15 protein-coding genes are annotated in these 15,168 nt (G+C 35.0%); 7 read left to right on the top strand and 8 right to left on the bottom strand.

Going from position 1 to position 15,168, the window contains the following annotated elements; all coding sequences use genetic code 11:
* Window positions 1-144: 144 nt before the first annotated feature.
* The 4 genes from mreC to BTR34_RS05855 form a co-directional block, all read right to left on the bottom strand.
* On the bottom strand, window positions 145-966 hold the full coding sequence (mreC, locus tag BTR34_RS05870; RefSeq protein WP_068487369.1) for a rod shape-determining protein MreC: 822 nt from the start codon (window positions 964-966) through the stop codon (window positions 145-147).
* 167 nt (window positions 967-1,133) lie between these two features.
* Window positions 1,134-2,162 carry a rod shape-determining protein gene (locus BTR34_RS05865; RefSeq protein ID WP_068487365.1) on the bottom strand — a complete coding sequence of 343 codons (1,029 nt, stop codon included), beginning with the start codon at window positions 2,160-2,162 and terminating at the stop codon, window positions 1,134-1,136.
* Between the two features lie 56 nt (window positions 2,163-2,218).
* Window positions 2,219-3,751, bottom strand: a complete 1,533-nt coding sequence (gene purH, locus BTR34_RS05860) for a bifunctional phosphoribosylaminoimidazolecarboxamide formyltransferase/IMP cyclohydrolase (protein ID WP_068487363.1) — start codon at window positions 3,749-3,751, stop codon at window positions 2,219-2,221.
* A gap of 92 nt (window positions 3,752-3,843) precedes the next feature.
* A complete protein-coding gene (locus BTR34_RS05855; RefSeq protein ID WP_068487461.1) occupies window positions 3,844-4,293 on the bottom strand; it encodes a GAF domain-containing protein in 450 nt (149 codons plus the stop codon).
* 129 nt (window positions 4,294-4,422) lie between these two features.
* Here BTR34_RS05855 and BTR34_RS05850 point away from each other — a divergent pair, with 129 nt between their 5' ends.
* From BTR34_RS05850 to BTR34_RS05820, 7 genes are all read left to right on the top strand, one after another.
* A complete protein-coding gene (locus tag BTR34_RS05850; protein WP_068487361.1) occupies window positions 4,423-4,836 on the top strand; it encodes an HYC_CC_PP family protein in 414 nt (137 codons plus the stop codon).
* 64 nt (window positions 4,837-4,900) lie between these two features.
* Window positions 4,901-5,671, top strand: coding sequence for a hypothetical protein (locus tag BTR34_RS05845; protein ID WP_068487359.1), 771 nt, complete (start codon window positions 4,901-4,903; stop codon window positions 5,669-5,671).
* A gap of 24 nt (window positions 5,672-5,695) precedes the next feature.
* Window positions 5,696-6,322, top strand: coding sequence for a heavy-metal-associated domain-containing protein (locus tag BTR34_RS05840; RefSeq protein ID WP_235843282.1), 627 nt, complete (start codon window positions 5,696-5,698; stop codon window positions 6,320-6,322).
* A gap of 2 nt (window positions 6,323-6,324) precedes the next feature.
* Window positions 6,325-7,158, top strand: coding sequence for an NHL repeat-containing protein (locus BTR34_RS05835; RefSeq protein ID WP_068487355.1), 834 nt, complete (start codon window positions 6,325-6,327; stop codon window positions 7,156-7,158).
* 71 nt (window positions 7,159-7,229) lie between these two features.
* Entirely contained in the window at window positions 7,230-9,722 is a 2,493-nt protein-coding gene (locus BTR34_RS05830; RefSeq protein ID WP_068487459.1) for a heavy metal translocating P-type ATPase, read from the top strand.
* A gap of 20 nt (window positions 9,723-9,742) precedes the next feature.
* Entirely contained in the window at window positions 9,743-12,004 is a 2,262-nt protein-coding gene (locus BTR34_RS05825) for a TonB-dependent receptor (protein ID WP_068487353.1), read from the top strand.
* A 24-nt stretch (window positions 12,005-12,028) separates the two neighbouring features.
* The gene (locus tag BTR34_RS05820) at window positions 12,029-12,394 is read left to right on the top strand and encodes a heavy-metal-associated domain-containing protein (RefSeq protein WP_068487351.1); all 366 of its coding nucleotides are present in this window, start codon (window positions 12,029-12,031) and stop codon (window positions 12,392-12,394) included.
* Window positions 12,395-12,761: 367 nt separating this feature from the next.
* Here the strand turns inward: BTR34_RS05820 and BTR34_RS05815 are convergent, their stop codons facing one another.
* From BTR34_RS05815 to BTR34_RS05795, 4 genes are all read right to left on the bottom strand, one after another.
* The gene (locus BTR34_RS05815; protein ID WP_068487350.1) at window positions 12,762-12,971 is read right to left on the bottom strand and encodes a hypothetical protein; all 210 of its coding nucleotides are present in this window, start codon (window positions 12,969-12,971) and stop codon (window positions 12,762-12,764) included.
* Window positions 12,972-13,072: 101 nt separating this feature from the next.
* On the bottom strand, window positions 13,073-13,717 hold the full coding sequence (locus BTR34_RS05810; protein WP_068487349.1) for a hypothetical protein: 645 nt from the start codon (window positions 13,715-13,717) through the stop codon (window positions 13,073-13,075).
* Window positions 13,718-13,975: 258 nt separating this feature from the next.
* Window positions 13,976-14,755: a hypothetical protein gene (locus BTR34_RS18735; RefSeq protein ID WP_068487347.1), complete on the bottom strand. Its 780-nt coding sequence runs from the start codon at window positions 14,753-14,755 to the stop codon at window positions 13,976-13,978.
* Between the two features lie 4 nt (window positions 14,756-14,759).
* A complete protein-coding gene (locus tag BTR34_RS05795) occupies window positions 14,760-15,167 on the bottom strand; it encodes a hypothetical protein (RefSeq protein ID WP_074472112.1) in 408 nt (135 codons plus the stop codon).
* Window position 15,168: the final 1 nt, after the last annotated feature.

Raw genomic sequence — 15,168 nt, 5'->3', positions numbered from 1 at the left:
CTATTTTGTTTTATTGGATACCAGTATAAAAACAGTATATAAACCATAGGATTTATATAACCAAAGAAATTTAAATTATTAAATACTAGTACCTGTACCAATACCAGCAAAATAAATCGGAGTACGTTAAAAAAGAAAGCGCTATTAATCATTGGCTTCTGTTTCTGCTTCTAATTGTAAAATTTCTTTTCTGTTTAAATTCTTAATGATATAAATATTACCAATATTGGTCATATCATTAAATAATTCTACATCAATAAAATAAAAACTTTTAGAATTGTCTAGGTCAAACTTTTTTATGGTGCCTATTGGAATGTTTTCAGGAAATATGCTGCTCATTGCACCGGTAACAATTGTATCTCCAATAGTTAAGGCTACTAAACGTGGTATGTCTATTAATTGAACTACGTTATAGTCTTGTGTATTGCTCCAAACTAATGATCCAAAATGATTAGAATTTTTAATTTTAGCATTTATGTTCGATTTATCACTTAAAATGCTTTGTACGGTAGAAAAATTATTAGATGTATTTTCAACAATACCTAAGATTCCTTTGTCGGTTATAACGCCCATATCTTGAGCAATACCGTCGTTCTCGCCTTTATTTACAGTAACGTAGTTACGTTGGTCTGCATAACTGTTGTTAATTACTCTACCGCTTACCACTTCATAGTCAACAGCGGTAGTATCTAAAGTTGATCCAAAAAAATGAGTGCTGTTAAAAAGCTTTTTTCGAAGCTTTTTGTTTTCTTCAACAAGGCTATTATTTTCTTCTCTTAGATTAAAATAATTGGTAATATTATCTGAAAATGAAAAAATGTTTCCGGTGATGAAATTAGAGGAGTTTAAAAATTTTGACTGATGATAAGAATGTGATTGAAAAGTAAAAATTACGGATATTAATAACAGAAATAGATATAATAGAAAGGTTTTATACTTAATTAGAAAACTTATAATCTGCTGCATTCACCCTTAAATTTTTACTTGATGATTGAGATTCAAACCTGATTGCCGCGAGGCAATTTTCTTCGAGGTTTGCCTCGAAATTCTATCATTAATCATTACTATACGAATCTTGAGTTTTCCTCAAAGTTTTTACAAATAAGTAAGAAGTTGTGCATATAACGAACTTCTTACTTAATTAATATGCTCTTATAGCGTTCTAAATTCTTTAGCGCAATACCAGTACCTCTAACAACAGCACGTAATGGGTCTTCAGCAATATACACGGGTAAATCTGTTTTTTGAGATAGCCTTCTGTCTAGTCCACGTAACATAGAGCCACCGCCAGCAAGGTAAATACCAGTGTTGTATATGTCGGCAGCTAATTCTGGGGGAGTTTGCGATAATGTTTCCATTACGGCATCTTCAACACGTAAAATTGATTTATCTAATGCTTTTGCTATTTCTCTATATGAAATTTGAACTTGTTTAGGTTTACCTGTTAATAAATCTCGTCCCTGTACAGATTTCTCATCTGGTGGAGATTGTAAATCTTCAGTAGCGGAACCTATTTCAATTTTTATTGCTTCTGCCGTAGTTTCACCAACATATAGGTTATGCTGCGTTCGCATGTAATAAATAATGTCATTGGTAAAAACATCACCTGCAATTTTAACCGATTTATCACAAACAATACCTCCTAAAGCGATAACTGCAATTTCAGTGGTACCTCCACCTATATCAACGATCATATTTCCTTTAGGTTGCATAATATCTAAACCAATTCCAATCGCTGCGGCCATAGGTTCGTGAATAAGATATACTTCTTTTCCGTTTACACGCTCCGCAGATTCCTTAACTGCACGCATTTCAACTTCGGTAATCCCAGATGGGATACAAATAACTAATCTTAATGCCGGTGGAAACCATTTTTTCTTTAATGCCGGAATATTCTTAATGAACATCATCAGCATTTTTTCAGACGCATCAAAATCAGCAATTACACCATCTTTTAATGGTCTAATTGTTTTTATATTTTCATGGGTTTTACCCTGCATCATGTTGGCTTCCTTGCCAACAGCAATTATTTTTCCACTAATTCTATCTCTGGCAACTATAGACGGACTATCTACTACTACCTTATCATTATGTATAATAAGGGTGTTGGCTGTACCTAAATCTATAGCTATTTCCTCGGTCAAGAAATCAAAAAATCCCATATATGATATTTATATTTTAGATAAAAGGGTGTATTTTATCGACAAAAGTAATGAAATTAATGCTTGAAATGACGTGTACCTGTCATGACCATTGAAATTTTATGCTCATTACAATAATCAACGCTTAATTGATCTTTTATAGATCCGCCTGGTTGAATTACACTTGTTATACCTGCCTTGCCTGCAATTTCAACGCAATCAGGAAAAGGGAAAAAAGCATCACTAGCCATAACCGCCCCTTTTAAGTCAAAATTAAAGGTTTGTGCTTTGTGTATAGCTTGGTTTAAAGCATCTACTCTGCTAGTTTGTCCGGTACCGCTAGCACAAAGTTGTTTATTTTTTGCAATTACAATGGTGTTCGATTTTGTATGCTTACAAAGTTTAGATGCAAAGATTAAATCTTCCAGCTCTTGTGCTGTTGGCTTTGTATCTGTAGCATTTGTAAGATCGGCTATTGTATCGGTTTTGTGGTCTTTTTCTTGAAGAAGCATACCGTTTAAGCAAGTTCTTACTTGCATTTCTGGCATTTCAACCTCATTCTGGATAAGGATAATTCTATTTTTCTTTCCTTTTAAAATTTCAAGAGCCTCGGTATTATAACTTGGCGCTATTACTACCTCGCAAAATAATGTGTGAATTTCTTCTGCTGTAGCTTTATCAATCTCTTTATTGCTAATAAGTACACCGCCAAAAGCAGAAACTGGGTCACCAGCTAAAGCGTCTACATAAGCTTGGTGTAACGTTTCTCTCTGTGCTAATCCACACGCATTGTTGTGTTTTAAAATTGCGAAAGTGGGAGCATCATTTTTAAATTCCAACATTAAATTAACTGCCGCATCAACATCTAATAGGTTATTGTATGATAATTCTTTACCATGTAATTTTGAGAACATAGCGTCAAAATCTCCGAAGAAGAATCCTTTTTGGTGTGGGTTTTCACCATAACGTAAAACCTTACCTTGAGTCTCACTTACTTTAAGAGCAGCAATATCATGGTTTTTGTTGAAATAGTTGAAAATTGCAGTGTCGTAATGGGAAGAAACATTAAAAGATTTTGCAGCAAAACGCTTTCTGTCTTCTAAGCTAATGTTTCCGTTATCTGCAGAAACAACTTCAAGAAAATCTGCATAATCTTCCATAGAAGAAACACAGGTAACATCTTTAAAGTTTTTGGCAGCTGCGCGAATCAATGAAATTCCGCCTATGTCAATTTTTTCTATAATATCTTGCTCAGAAGCGCCACTAGCAACCGTTTTTTCGAACGGATATAAATCAACAATAACAATATCAATTTGCGGAATTTCGAATTCTGCTAGTTGGGCAACATCACTTTCGTTGTCCTGTCTATTCAAAATACCACCAAATACTTTTGGGTGTAAGGTTTTAACTCTACCGCCAAGAATAGAAGGGTAACTAGTTACATCTTCTACAGGAACAACATTAATACCTAAATCGGTAATAAATTTCTCAGTTCCACCTGTGGAATATATAGTAATTCCTAATTCTTGAAATTTCTTTACGATAGGTTCTAGCCCATCTTTATGAAATACTGAAATTAAGGCTGAAGATGCTTTTTTAACACTGCTCATTGTAAGATGCTTATAAGGTTTTAATAAGCAAGCAAAAGTAATTTTTTTGCAGCTAAGAATCACCTTGGGTTATCAACAAAAAGCCTAAAGTTTTAAAGAATTTTAGCTACTTCTGCGTTTACGAATTCTAAAAAGGTCTCATCGGCCTTTGTAAAAGGATCAGGAGTGTTAGAATCTATGTCTATTTGTCCAATGTTTTCACCATTCACAAATAATGGAACTACAATTTCTGCTTTAACAGTAATACTGCATGCAATATAGTTGTCTTGTGCCTGTACATCGGGAACAACAAAGTTTTGGTTGCTTTCAGCTACCTGTCCACATATTCCTTTTCCGTAGGGAATAATGGTGTGGTCTGTTGGAGCCCCTGCGTATGCGCCTAATTTTAGTTCGCGTTTATCACCATTTTTAAAATAAAAGCCAACCCAGTCGTAATGTGGTATTTCGGCTTTTAGGAGCTCGCAGATATCCTGCATTCTAGCATCTGGAGTTTTATTAGAGTCAATTATAGAGCTTACCTGAGGGCGTAAAGCGTTAAACATGGTAATAAATTTATATTTTGGGCAAAAATCATACTTAAAACCCATAAATACAATAGAGGTAACTTAAATATTCGTTAAGAGATGAGGTAATAAAAAGGTTGAGTTGTAATATTTTGTAAATTTGCAAAGATGAAAAATTTGCTTCATAAACTGTTTTCTGTTTCAATGGCTTTGCTGTTGTTGCTGTCTACGATATCTTGGACAGTAGAGAAACATTTATGTATGGGGCGAGTTATGGATATTGCCTTGTTCAATACAGCAGCTGATTGTGGCATGGAAGCTGGCTTGGCTTTATTGGGAGATTCATCTATAGATAAAAAGCACTGTTGCGATAATGAGGTTTTTACGATACAGGGTCAGGATGATTTGACGCACGACTTCTCGAAATTCGATTTTTCCCAACAAGTATTCTTAGTTTCTTTCACAAGTGCTTACTTAGGCTTGTTTCAAGATTCAGTTGAAAAGAATATTGTCTATGATTCATATCCACCGCCAATACTGGCAAAAGATTTGAATATTCTTCACCAAGTTTTTTTGATTTGATCTAAAACCTGTACAACAGCGCATTATAGCGTTTATACATTTTTTAATCAAATTTAATTATTCAATGAAAAATATATTTTGGCTTTTAGCCATTATCCTATTAGGGATACACACTATTGAGGCCCAAGGTCCTCCAATAACTGCAGATAAACCTATAATGTTAGGTGGTGGCAGTTTTACAGTAAAAACCTTGACCGAAATTAGACATACAGAAAGAGGTGATTTTACTTATATACCCTTTATGTTACACTATTTGCCTACCTCAAATTCTTTAGTAGCCGTACACGTACCATATCTTAATTATGATATAGATAATGGTCCTAGAGGCAGTGGTTTAGCGGATGTTAAAATTATGGGAAAGTATCAGTTTTATAGAAAAGACGGTACTGGAAAAACGTTTAGAATGGTTGCAAAAACGTTGCAAACCTTACCTACAGGAAAAGAGTTAGACCTTATGGACTTAAGTACCGGTAAATATGCAGGTTACTATGGTATTGTTGCCGGCTATGAATCTTTAAAATATGGAATTTCAAATGAGTTAGGGTATAATTGGGTTCCAGACGGGAGTCTAGATGCATTGACTCATAAAATAGGTTTTGGTCTACCATTATTAAAACCACAGTACCCTAATAAACAAGTAAATCTATATTTTGAGTATACCAACTCCTGGTTGGTTGAGCGAGATTGGTATCAACTATTATATGCACAAGGTGTGCAGTATGCGCGCAAAAATGTCACATTTGACTTAGCTGTTCAAGTACCTTTAGTAAATGACATTGAGGAGGGGCGTAAATTAAAATACAGCCTGTTCTTAGGCTCTAGATATTCTTTTTAATAAAAACATTTAAAATTTATAATGATGAAAAAATCAATAATAGTATCAGTAATAGTAATGCTAATGATGGTTACTACCGCAGTAGCACAAGAAGGTAGAGATAAGTTTATGGTCCAAGTAGACGGACTAGGTTGTCCTTTTTGCGCATATGGGCTAGAGAAAAAGTTTAAGGAATTTAAAGGAATAAAAAATGTTAAGATAGATATTGAAACAGGAGACTTTAGTTTTTCTTATCCAGCAGAAAAAGCTTTGACCCTAACAGATGTTGAAAAGCAAGTTGAAAAAGCAGGTTATACGCCAATAACTGCTAAAGTGGAACGAGCTAATGGCAAAATTGAAGAAGCTGCAACTGCTGAAATGTCTAAGAAAACACAAGGTACAGTGAGTAAAAATGTAATGGTGGCAGGTAATTGTGCTATGTGTGAAGCTAGGATTACTAAAGCTGCTGGGGCCGTTAAAGGAGTTTCTGATGTGTCTTGGGATAAGGATACTAAAATTATGAAAGTTTCTTTTGATGCCGGTTTAACTTCAATCCAAGAGATTGAAAAAGAGGTGGCAGTAGCTGGTCATGACACAAAGAAGCATCAGGCGCATACCGATGATTACAGAAAGTTGCCAGCATGCTGTAAGTACGAACGTTTAAAATACTAATTATGAAGCATTTTATATACGTCACAGCCTTTTTACTAGTTGTATCGGCTTGTAAAGAAAAAGAGGAACTTCCAAAAGAATGGGTGTTGTCTAAAACCATTCAATTAGATGGGGTAAATCCTATAGGTTTAACTCAAGTTAATGGGATTATTTGGATTTCAGATGGTGATCATAATAGATTAGTAAAGATTGACGACGAAGGGAAGATTACAGAAACTATAGATTCGTTAGACAGGCCAATGCATATTGATGCTTTAAAAGAAACAATTTTTATTCCTGAGTATGGAAAAGATGCTGTAGAAACTGTTGACGGAAAAGGAAGATTTGTAATGCAAATTGCAGATTCTTTAGATGCCCCTGCAGGTATATCTGTTTATGAGAATGAAAGAGCTATTGCGGATTTCTACAACAATAGAATTCTATATTTTAATGGTGTAGACTGGCTGTCTTTTGGAAAAGAGGGTAAAGCAGAAGGAGAGTTTTACTATCCAACAGATGTCCAAATAACAAAAGATAAGATTTGGGTGGCAGATGCTTATAATAATAGAATTCAAGTGTTTGATAAAAAAGGAGGATTTCTACAAATGATGGGGCAAGACCAAAAGATGAATGCTGCAACAGGCATTTTTGTTTCTGAGATAGAAGTATTTATAACTGATTTTGAAAATAATCGTGTTTTGGTTTTTGATAAGTTGGGTAAGCTTCTTCAGGTTTTAAAGGAGCAAATAGATAAACCTACTGATATGATGATTAAAGATGATTTGCTTTACGTTATAAATTATAGAAATGGGAAACTTAATCTTTTTGAAAAGAAGCCAATAAAAGAGCAACAGTAGTATTCTAAAAAAGGATTAACAAATAGATCTTTTAATGAAAATAAGTAAAGTGTATTAATTAAAAAATGGGTATGAAGCATACATATACTATAGCTGGTATGACCTGCAATGGTTGTAGAAGTCATGTGGAGCATACTTTGGCTAATATAGAAGGGATTACTAGTGTAGAAGTAAATTTGGAAAAGGCAGAAGCAGTTTTGGAGATGGAGAAGAACGTGCCATTGAAGAAGTTACAGGCTGCTATGAAAGCGGATGGTGGTCATTATTCTATTCATGAATTAGGCGTTGATGTTCAAGAAGTGCCTAAACCTAAGAAGTTAGAGAACGGCAATGGGACATTCTATTGTCCAATGCATTGCGAGGGAGAGAAAACATATTCAGCACCTGGTGATTGCCCTGTTTGTGGTATGGATCTCGTTGAAGAAGCAAATGCTGTAAATACAAAAGTTGAGCAATATACCTGCCCTATGCATCCTGAGGTAATTAGTGATGAACCTGGTGATTGTCCTGTATGTGGTATGGACTTGGTACCTAAGCAGGCTGACGTTTCAGCAGAGGAAAAAAGTTATCAAAAACTCTTGAGTAAGTTTAAAATAGCAGTTGGTTTTACATTGCCCATTTTTATAATTGCAATGTCAGAGATGATACCAAATAATCCTCTACAAAACATTTTAAGCTTAAAACATTGGAACTGGGTGCAATTTGCGCTTTCTATTCCTGTAGTATTTTATGCCACATGGATGTTTTTTGAACGTGCCTATCGTTCGGTGAAAACATGGAATTTAAACATGTTTACTTTGATAGGTATCGGTGCAGGGGTGGCTTGGTTGTTTAGCTTGTTCGCTATTTTGGTGCCAGACTTTTTTCCGGCACAATTTAAAACAAGTCAAGGCACGGTGCATGTGTATTTTGAGTCGGCAACGGTCATTTTAACCTTGGTGCTTTTTGGTCAATTGTTAGAAGCAAGAGCACATAGTAAAACGAATTCCGCTGTTAAGGAACTTTTAAAATTAGCTCCTAATAAAGCGGTAAGAGTTGTAGATGGAGTAGATGAAATTATAACTATCGATGAAATTTCAAAGGGAGATTTGCTTCGTGTAAAACCAGGGGATCGAATACCGGTTGACGGGGTCATAAAAGAAGGAGAAAGCGCTGTTGATGAATCTATGATTACAGGAGAACCTGTTCCTGTGCAAAAACAAATCGGTGATAATGTAAGTTCGGGTACTATAAATGGTAAACGTTCTTTTGTCATGACTGCCGAAAAAGTGGGTGCAGATACTTTATTATCGCAAATTATCGATATGGTGAACAAAGCTAGTCGTAGTCAGGCGCCGATTCAGAAATTAGCGGATAAAATATCAAGTTACTTTGTTCCTACAGTCGTATTTATTTCAATTATAACCTTTGTTGTTTGGGTCGTTTTTGGACCAGAACCGGCCTATGTGTATGCTTTGGTAAATTCCATTGCGGTATTGATAATTGCTTGTCCGTGTGCCTTAGGTTTGGCTACGCCAATGTCAGTTATGGTGGGTGTGGGTAAAGGTGCACAATCTGGGGTGTTGATAAAGAATGCCGAAGCATTAGAACGAATGGATAAAATTGATACACTAATTGTTGATAAAACCGGGACCATAACAGAAGGCAAGCCGTCTGTTGAAAAGGTAGGAAGTATTGGTGATGTCGATGAAGACTTGGTATTGAAATACATTGTTTCTTTAAATCAGCACAGTGAGCATCCTTTAGCAGATGCCACCGTGGATTATGGAAAATCAAAAAATGTATCTATTTTAAAGGTCGATGAGTTTAGTTCCGTAACCGGAATGGGTGTTTCTGGTAAAATTGATGGTGCATTCGTTGTTTTAGGAAATAGTAAGATGATGGAGGAAACTAAGGTTACTATCCCGGAAAATTTACTGATAGTTGTTTCAGCAAACCAAAAGCAAGGCAAAACGGTATCTTATTTAGCTGTCGATGGTAAAGCAATAGGCTTTGTGGCTATTGGTGATAAAATTAAAGAAACCAGTAAAAAGGCATTAAAAGAACTTCAGAAATCTGGTATATCTGTAATCATGTTAACGGGTGATAATCACGATACGGCAAAAGCGGTCGCGGATCATTTAAGTTTAGCTGATTTTAAAGCTGGTATGCTTCCCCAGGATAAACTGGCTGAAGTAGAGCGTTTACAGGCAGAAGGTAAAAAAGTAGCCGTTGCCGGTGACGGTATAAACGATGCCCCTGCTTTGGCAAAAAGTGATGTAGGTATTGCTATGGGTACAGGTACCGCTGTTGCGATTGAAAGTGCTTCTATTACTTTAGTGAAAGGTGATTTACATGGAATTGTAAAAGCGCATAATTTAAGTAAAGTGGTTATGAAAAACATAAAACAGAATTTGTTTTTTGCACTTGTTTATAATACCGTGGGCATCCCAATTGCGGCAGGATTGTTATATCCGTTTTTTGGATTGTTGCTATCCCCTATGATCGCTGCTTTGGCTATGAGTTTTAGTTCTGTTTCAGTAATAGCAAATGCATTACGATTAAGAACAGTGAAAATAAATTGATCATATTTTATAAAATATATATGAAAAAATATATAATTATAGTACTAATTGCTTTGGTGTCAGGGCATGTATCTTCTCAAGAAAAAGTAGAGGGGGTAGTTTTGGATTCTGAAGGCGCAAATGCTTTAAGTCTATCTGGAGCAAACGTCTATTGGCAAGATTCCCAGACGGGAGTAGTAACAGATTTCGATGGTAAATTTTCAATACCATTTAAAAAAGAATTCAATAGATTAATAATTAGTTATGTAGGTTTTGAGTCGGATACACTGACGGTAAATGAACCGAAGACCTTAAGAATTAGTCTAAAACCCTCTAATGAGTTAGATGAGGTCGTGGTGCAGCAAGAGCGTGATAATATTCAAAAAACGTATTTCAGTCCGCAGAATGTCATTACGGTGAATAGCGCAGAATTATTGAAGGCGGCCTGCTGTAATTTGGCGGAGAGTTTTGAAACTAATCCGTCTATCGATGTAAACCTTTCTGATGGACTAACAGGTACCAAACAAATTCAAATGTTGGGCTTAACGAGTCCGTATTTATTAATCACCCAAGAGAATATTCCTATGGTACGTGGTGCATCACAAGCATACGGATTAACCTTTACACCAGGAACATGGATAGAGAGTATTCAGATTACCAAAGGAGCTGGTAGTGTGGTTAATGGCTACGAAAGTATATCTGGTCAAATAAATACAGAGCTTGTAAAACCATTAACTGATAATGAAGTTTTTGTGAACGGATATGCTAACCAAAATGGGCGATATGAGTTGAATAGCCATTTCAATAGAAAGCTAACCGAAAAGTTGAGTACAGGATTGTACCTTCATGGAAATACTAGAACTCAAAAAGAAGATAATAATGAAGACGGATTTCTAGATGCGCCTTTAGGGGAACAAATAAATGTGATGAATCGTTGGCAATATCAAGATGCAGAAAAAGGATGGGTTAGTTTCTTTAATGTTCGTTTTTTAAATGATGAAAAACAAGTTGGTCAAGTAGACTTTAATCCCGATACAGATAGGGTAGACGGAACCAATGGGTCACTGAGCGGAGCCGAAGTGTGGGGAAGCGAAATTAATACCCGTCGTTTTGATACCTCTTTGAAATTAGGTTATGTTTTTCCAGAATTACCCTTTCAAAGTTTAGGTTTTCAAACTTCTTATAGTCTACATAAGCAAGATTCCTATTTCGGATTTAGAACGTATGACATCAATCATGAAAGTATTTATAGCAATCTATTGTTTAATTCTATTATTGGCGATACCAGAAACAAGTTTAAGACAGGAATAACATTCGCTTATGATGGTTATAATGAAATGGTAACAGCAATAGATTATTCTAGAGATGACACGTCTGTTGGGGCATTTTTTGAGTATAGCTATGAGAACTTGGAAAAAGTGAGTCTTACTGCTGGTTTGCGTGTAGATAACCATAATAGATTAGGGACTTTTGTAACTCCCAGATTTCATATTAGGTATACCCCTTGGGAAAAAGGAAGTTTAAGAGGGTCGTTTGGTAGAGGTAAAAGAGCTGCTAATATTTTTGCAGAAAATCAGCAGTTATTTGCATCGGCTAGAACAATTAATATTGACGTCGCCGGTGGTAGCGTCTATGGTTTGGAGCCAGAAGATGCATGGAATTATGGCGTTAGTTTTCTACAGGGATTTAATTTTTTAAATAGAAAGGGTGATATTTCGCTGGATTATTACATCACGGATTTTGAAGATCAGGTTGTGGTAGATTGGGAAAATTCGCAAGAAGTTTCTTTTTATAATTTGGAGGGTAAGAGTAGTGCTAAGAGTTTTCAGGTAGAGGTGAATTATGAGCTTTTAACACGTTTAAATTTTAGAACTTCCTACAAATTTTATGACGTTTCAACCGACTATAAGAGTGGAAATTTACAAAAACCATTACTCGCACAACATAGATTTTTTGCTAACTTAGGGTATGAGACAAAAACCAAGGATAACGGCGCCCAATGGAAGTTTGATTATACCTTGCATACGTTAGGAGAAATGAGATTACCGGATACAAGTTCAAATGAAGCAGCCTATCAGTTAGGGGAATATTCATCACCCTACAGTTTAATGAATGCCCAGATTACTAAAGTTTTTTCAGATAAGTTTGAAGTTTATGTAGGTGGGGAAAACTTAACTAATGAGCAACAAAATAATCCGGTTTTAGGTGCAAATGAACCTTTTGGCCCTAATTTTGATACTTCCATTGTATATGCGCCAATAATGGGAAGAATGTTTTATGGCGGATTCAGATTTAAAATTTAATACTTAACAAATACTATAGTACCTATGAAAACAACAATTTTATCAATGGCAATGATGCTGATTGCGGTAGTGGCCTACGCGCAAGACAAAAACAAAAAAATGACTTTTGACGTTAATGGTAAATGTGCCATGTGTAAGGAACGTATTGAAGAAGCTGCTTTGAATGTAAAAGGAGTGAAATATGCAAATTGGGATATACCAACACATCAATTAGCTGTTATTATGGATGAGCGTAAAACCGATGCTATGAAGATTAAAACGGCTATTGTTAATGTAGGACATGATACCAAAGAATTAAAAGCAACAGACGAAGCTTATAATAATGTACACCCTTGCTGTAAGTATAGAGAAGATAATTCTGATGATGGAAATCATCATGAAAATAAGTAGTTATAATTACTTTTGTTTTAGTCAAATACTAGGTTGAAGTTTAGGTGAAGAATTTTAGTTAATTTTTTCCCAATAAGATGATCACGAATCAAAATCTGAAATACATTAGTATAGATTTATTTTAAATTTTATATCAATGGCACAAGCAAAATCAGCAGGGAAACCAGCTGCAAAACCTTCTCCGGCAAAAGCTGGAAAAAAGGCTGCTCCAAAAGCTGCTCCTAAGAAGAAGTAGTCAGGTTATAGCCTTTAGAAGGCAATACCGCTTGGACGATAAAACCACCTTCTGTAAATAAAGAAGGTGGTTTTTTTGTTTTCATAATTATCAAATTGATGAATATTTTTTTTCGGGATTCTATTTCTGGACTTAGTTTGGAACTGTACACAATATATTTTGATTAAAAAGTGTACCATTCTGGGAAGCACCAACAAGTTGAAGGTTTAGTTCTTTTTGTCCATCATCTGGCACCTTGAAAGTTATAATACCATTTTGGTCTGGTGTTAAATGTGGAAACCACCCGATTACTCCCCATTTTTGGTAGCTACTATTATCAAAAGATGTGTAGAGAGGTCTCACAAAATTTGTTGAGCCATCATACCCTTTGGCAATAGTAAATTCTTTACTATTTTTATCGCTCTCGGCTAATGGTTGATTATTGTATTTTTCATTGGTAAAGACTACGAAATGACCGGGGTCTCCTTTTTTTCTTTTGGATAATAGATTTCATCGATAAACTCCATTCTAGTTTCTGTATAATCCATGACATAATTGGTATATATACCGTTAAAAATCATGCTTGGGTATGCATAAATAGGTTTACCAGTTAAACTATAGCTTATTTTGTGTAATTGTACTGACCCCTCTCTTTTGATGTCAGCTAAAGAAGAAGTAGTTGTTGGAAAATATCGACTCTTTAAGCCAAATTGTTTCATGTAGTTACCAAGGGTATTAAAATTGTACATGGTGCTATCAACTTTGCGACCATTGAACTCACCAAAGAATTTGGCATATTTAAGTTTGTTATCCACTACTACTACCTCGTCTAATGAAATCTCTTTTGATGTGACAGGAAGAGGATTTTCGATAGAGTCAAACAAAACAGTGCTTATTTGGTCTTTTAAATTGCTATAGTTGAATTTGTATTTTCCTTGAAAGGGTGTAACTGTAAAGAAAAAATTAGCATAAATAGCTTTTCCGTTTCTGTCTAGTATGGTTAACGAAATTGAGCTATTGTTTTTTAACGGTACATTATTGAATTGAAATTTTTTATCTTTTCCTAAGGGCGTCGTTTCAAAGAGTTCGTTATCTCGTGAATAAAGCATTACTGTTAAAGAATCATTTTTCGTTTTAAAAAGATTTACATAGCCGTTAATGGAAGATAAATTTTGGTGTTTACCTGAATTTTTGTTTTGGTAAGTATAAACAATTGTTCGATCAGTAAGTAAACTTAAATCGGCAATATAGAGTTGGTCATTAAGTGGCTTTGAATTTTGTTCGGACTTTACATTGTGCAGCGAAAGAATACCGATATTTGTGTCTTTGGTGTTGATGGAAAAGTGATCGGCTTGTGAAGCGGTTTTCTAAGGAAGAACAGATACGCTAATACTCGGCCTAAAGTTGTCTTCCCCTGTTAATGTTGTTTTAATACGAATTGTCAGAGAATCATTCTCTTTTTTAATAGCGGTTATTTCTGGAGGGGTTATTTGTTGTTCTTTTAGAATAAAGATGCTTCTAGACGCCAAAACAGAATCGTTTTTTCCTAAAAGAGAAATAGTGTTGATGCCATTGGACAATTTCATATAAGGGAGTAAAAATTCCTTTTTAAGTTCGGTCAACACCACTGGTATATCTAACAAAGCTGTTTTATTTCCGGCGTCTACAAGTAGGGTAATAGGGTTAGGCCCCATAAGATTATTAGTGACCTCATTCGTTCTAATAGAAATAGCCACCTCTTTTTTTATATGATTGGTGCTTGCCGTGAGTACGTAGCCCAATTCATTTGAACTCATTAAAGGAACAGAAATAGATTTTCGCTGGTGAAAAGCAGTAATAATGAAATTAATATTTTTATTAGGTACCAATGAGAATTTACCAAGACCCATTTCATTTATTTTAATGAGCTGTCTCTTTAAATCTTTGTTATTTGATAGTATTATTGAATCTACTTGCAAAGGTTTGTTGAAGATATCTCTTACCTGTATCACGCATGAATTGAATATGCCTTCAACTAAATTACCGCCTTCGGGAAAGAACTCTATTTTAATTTTAGAAGAGTTGGATAGTTTAGGTAGAAGCCCAGAGTCTAAATTTATTATTGAAATTAGGTATACGGATGAATAGTCTTTGTTAAGATTATTCATAGGCTCAGTGTATGCCTGAAGGTAATATTGGACCAGATTTCAAATCATTGCCTAAAATAAACCCTCCCGAGCCCACACCATTAGTGGATAAAGTTACCCTGCTGTCAATTATATTTCCTTGAGAATCTAAAAGTTGAATATTAATGTATTCTGGTTCTGGAGAAAGTTCATATGAGTTTATATTTAAGAGATAACTACTGTATTGAATACTTTCCCCGCTTATAAAGGCGCTTTTATTTAAATGTAGAGGAATTTTTTTTGAATACTGTTGTGCTAAAAGCTGTTGAGAAAGTATCAAAGTAAAAACTAAAATTAAACACCTTAAACGAGTAGCAGCTTCCATATTCAAGAATTTTCTTAAAACGAAGTCATCAATTTTTATACCACAAAAAAACCGCTCTTGAAATTTCAAG

This window comes from Maribacter hydrothermalis, assembly GCF_001913155.1.
In the GTDB taxonomy this organism is placed as follows: Bacteria; Bacteroidota; Bacteroidia; order Flavobacteriales; family Flavobacteriaceae; genus Maribacter; species Maribacter hydrothermalis.
This window is presented reverse-complemented; position numbering and strand designations above follow the sequence as displayed.

Bases quoted from the DNA above. Each gene is read 5' to 3' on its own strand.
- BTR34_RS05865 (WP_068487365.1), bottom strand. From the start codon at position 2,162: ATGGGATTTTTTGATTTCTTGACCGAGGAAATAGCTATAGATTTAGGT.
- BTR34_RS05850 (WP_068487361.1), top strand. From the start codon at position 4,423: ATGAAAAATTTGCTTCATAAACTGTTTTCTGTTTCAATGGCTTTGCTG.
- purH (WP_068487363.1), bottom strand. From the start codon at position 3,751: ATGAGCAGTGTTAAAAAAGCATCTTCAGCCTTAATTTCAGTATTTCAT.
- BTR34_RS05810 (WP_068487349.1), bottom strand. From the start codon at position 13,717: ATGCTTTATTCACGAGATAACGAACTCTTTGAAACGACGCCCTTAGGA.
- BTR34_RS05855 (WP_068487461.1), bottom strand. From the start codon at position 4,293: ATGTTTAACGCTTTACGCCCTCAGGTAAGCTCTATAATTGACTCTAAT.
- BTR34_RS05830 (WP_068487459.1), top strand. From the start codon at position 7,230: ATGAAGCATACATATACTATAGCTGGTATGACCTGCAATGGTTGTAGA.
- BTR34_RS05820 (WP_068487351.1), top strand. From the start codon at position 12,029: ATGAAAACAACAATTTTATCAATGGCAATGATGCTGATTGCGGTAGTG.
- BTR34_RS05840 (WP_235843282.1), top strand. From the start codon at position 5,696: ATGAAAAAATCAATAATAGTATCAGTAATAGTAATGCTAATGATGGTT.
- BTR34_RS05835 (WP_068487355.1), top strand. From the start codon at position 6,325: ATGAAGCATTTTATATACGTCACAGCCTTTTTACTAGTTGTATCGGCT.
- BTR34_RS05825 (WP_068487353.1), top strand. From the start codon at position 9,743: ATGAAAAAATATATAATTATAGTACTAATTGCTTTGGTGTCAGGGCAT.
- mreC (WP_068487369.1), bottom strand. From the start codon at position 966: ATGCAGCAGATTATAAGTTTTCTAATTAAGTATAAAACCTTTCTATTA.
- BTR34_RS18735 (WP_068487347.1), bottom strand. From the start codon at position 14,755: ATGAATAATCTTAACAAAGACTATTCATCCGTATACCTAATTTCAATA.
- BTR34_RS05845 (WP_068487359.1), top strand. From the start codon at position 4,901: ATGAAAAATATATTTTGGCTTTTAGCCATTATCCTATTAGGGATACAC.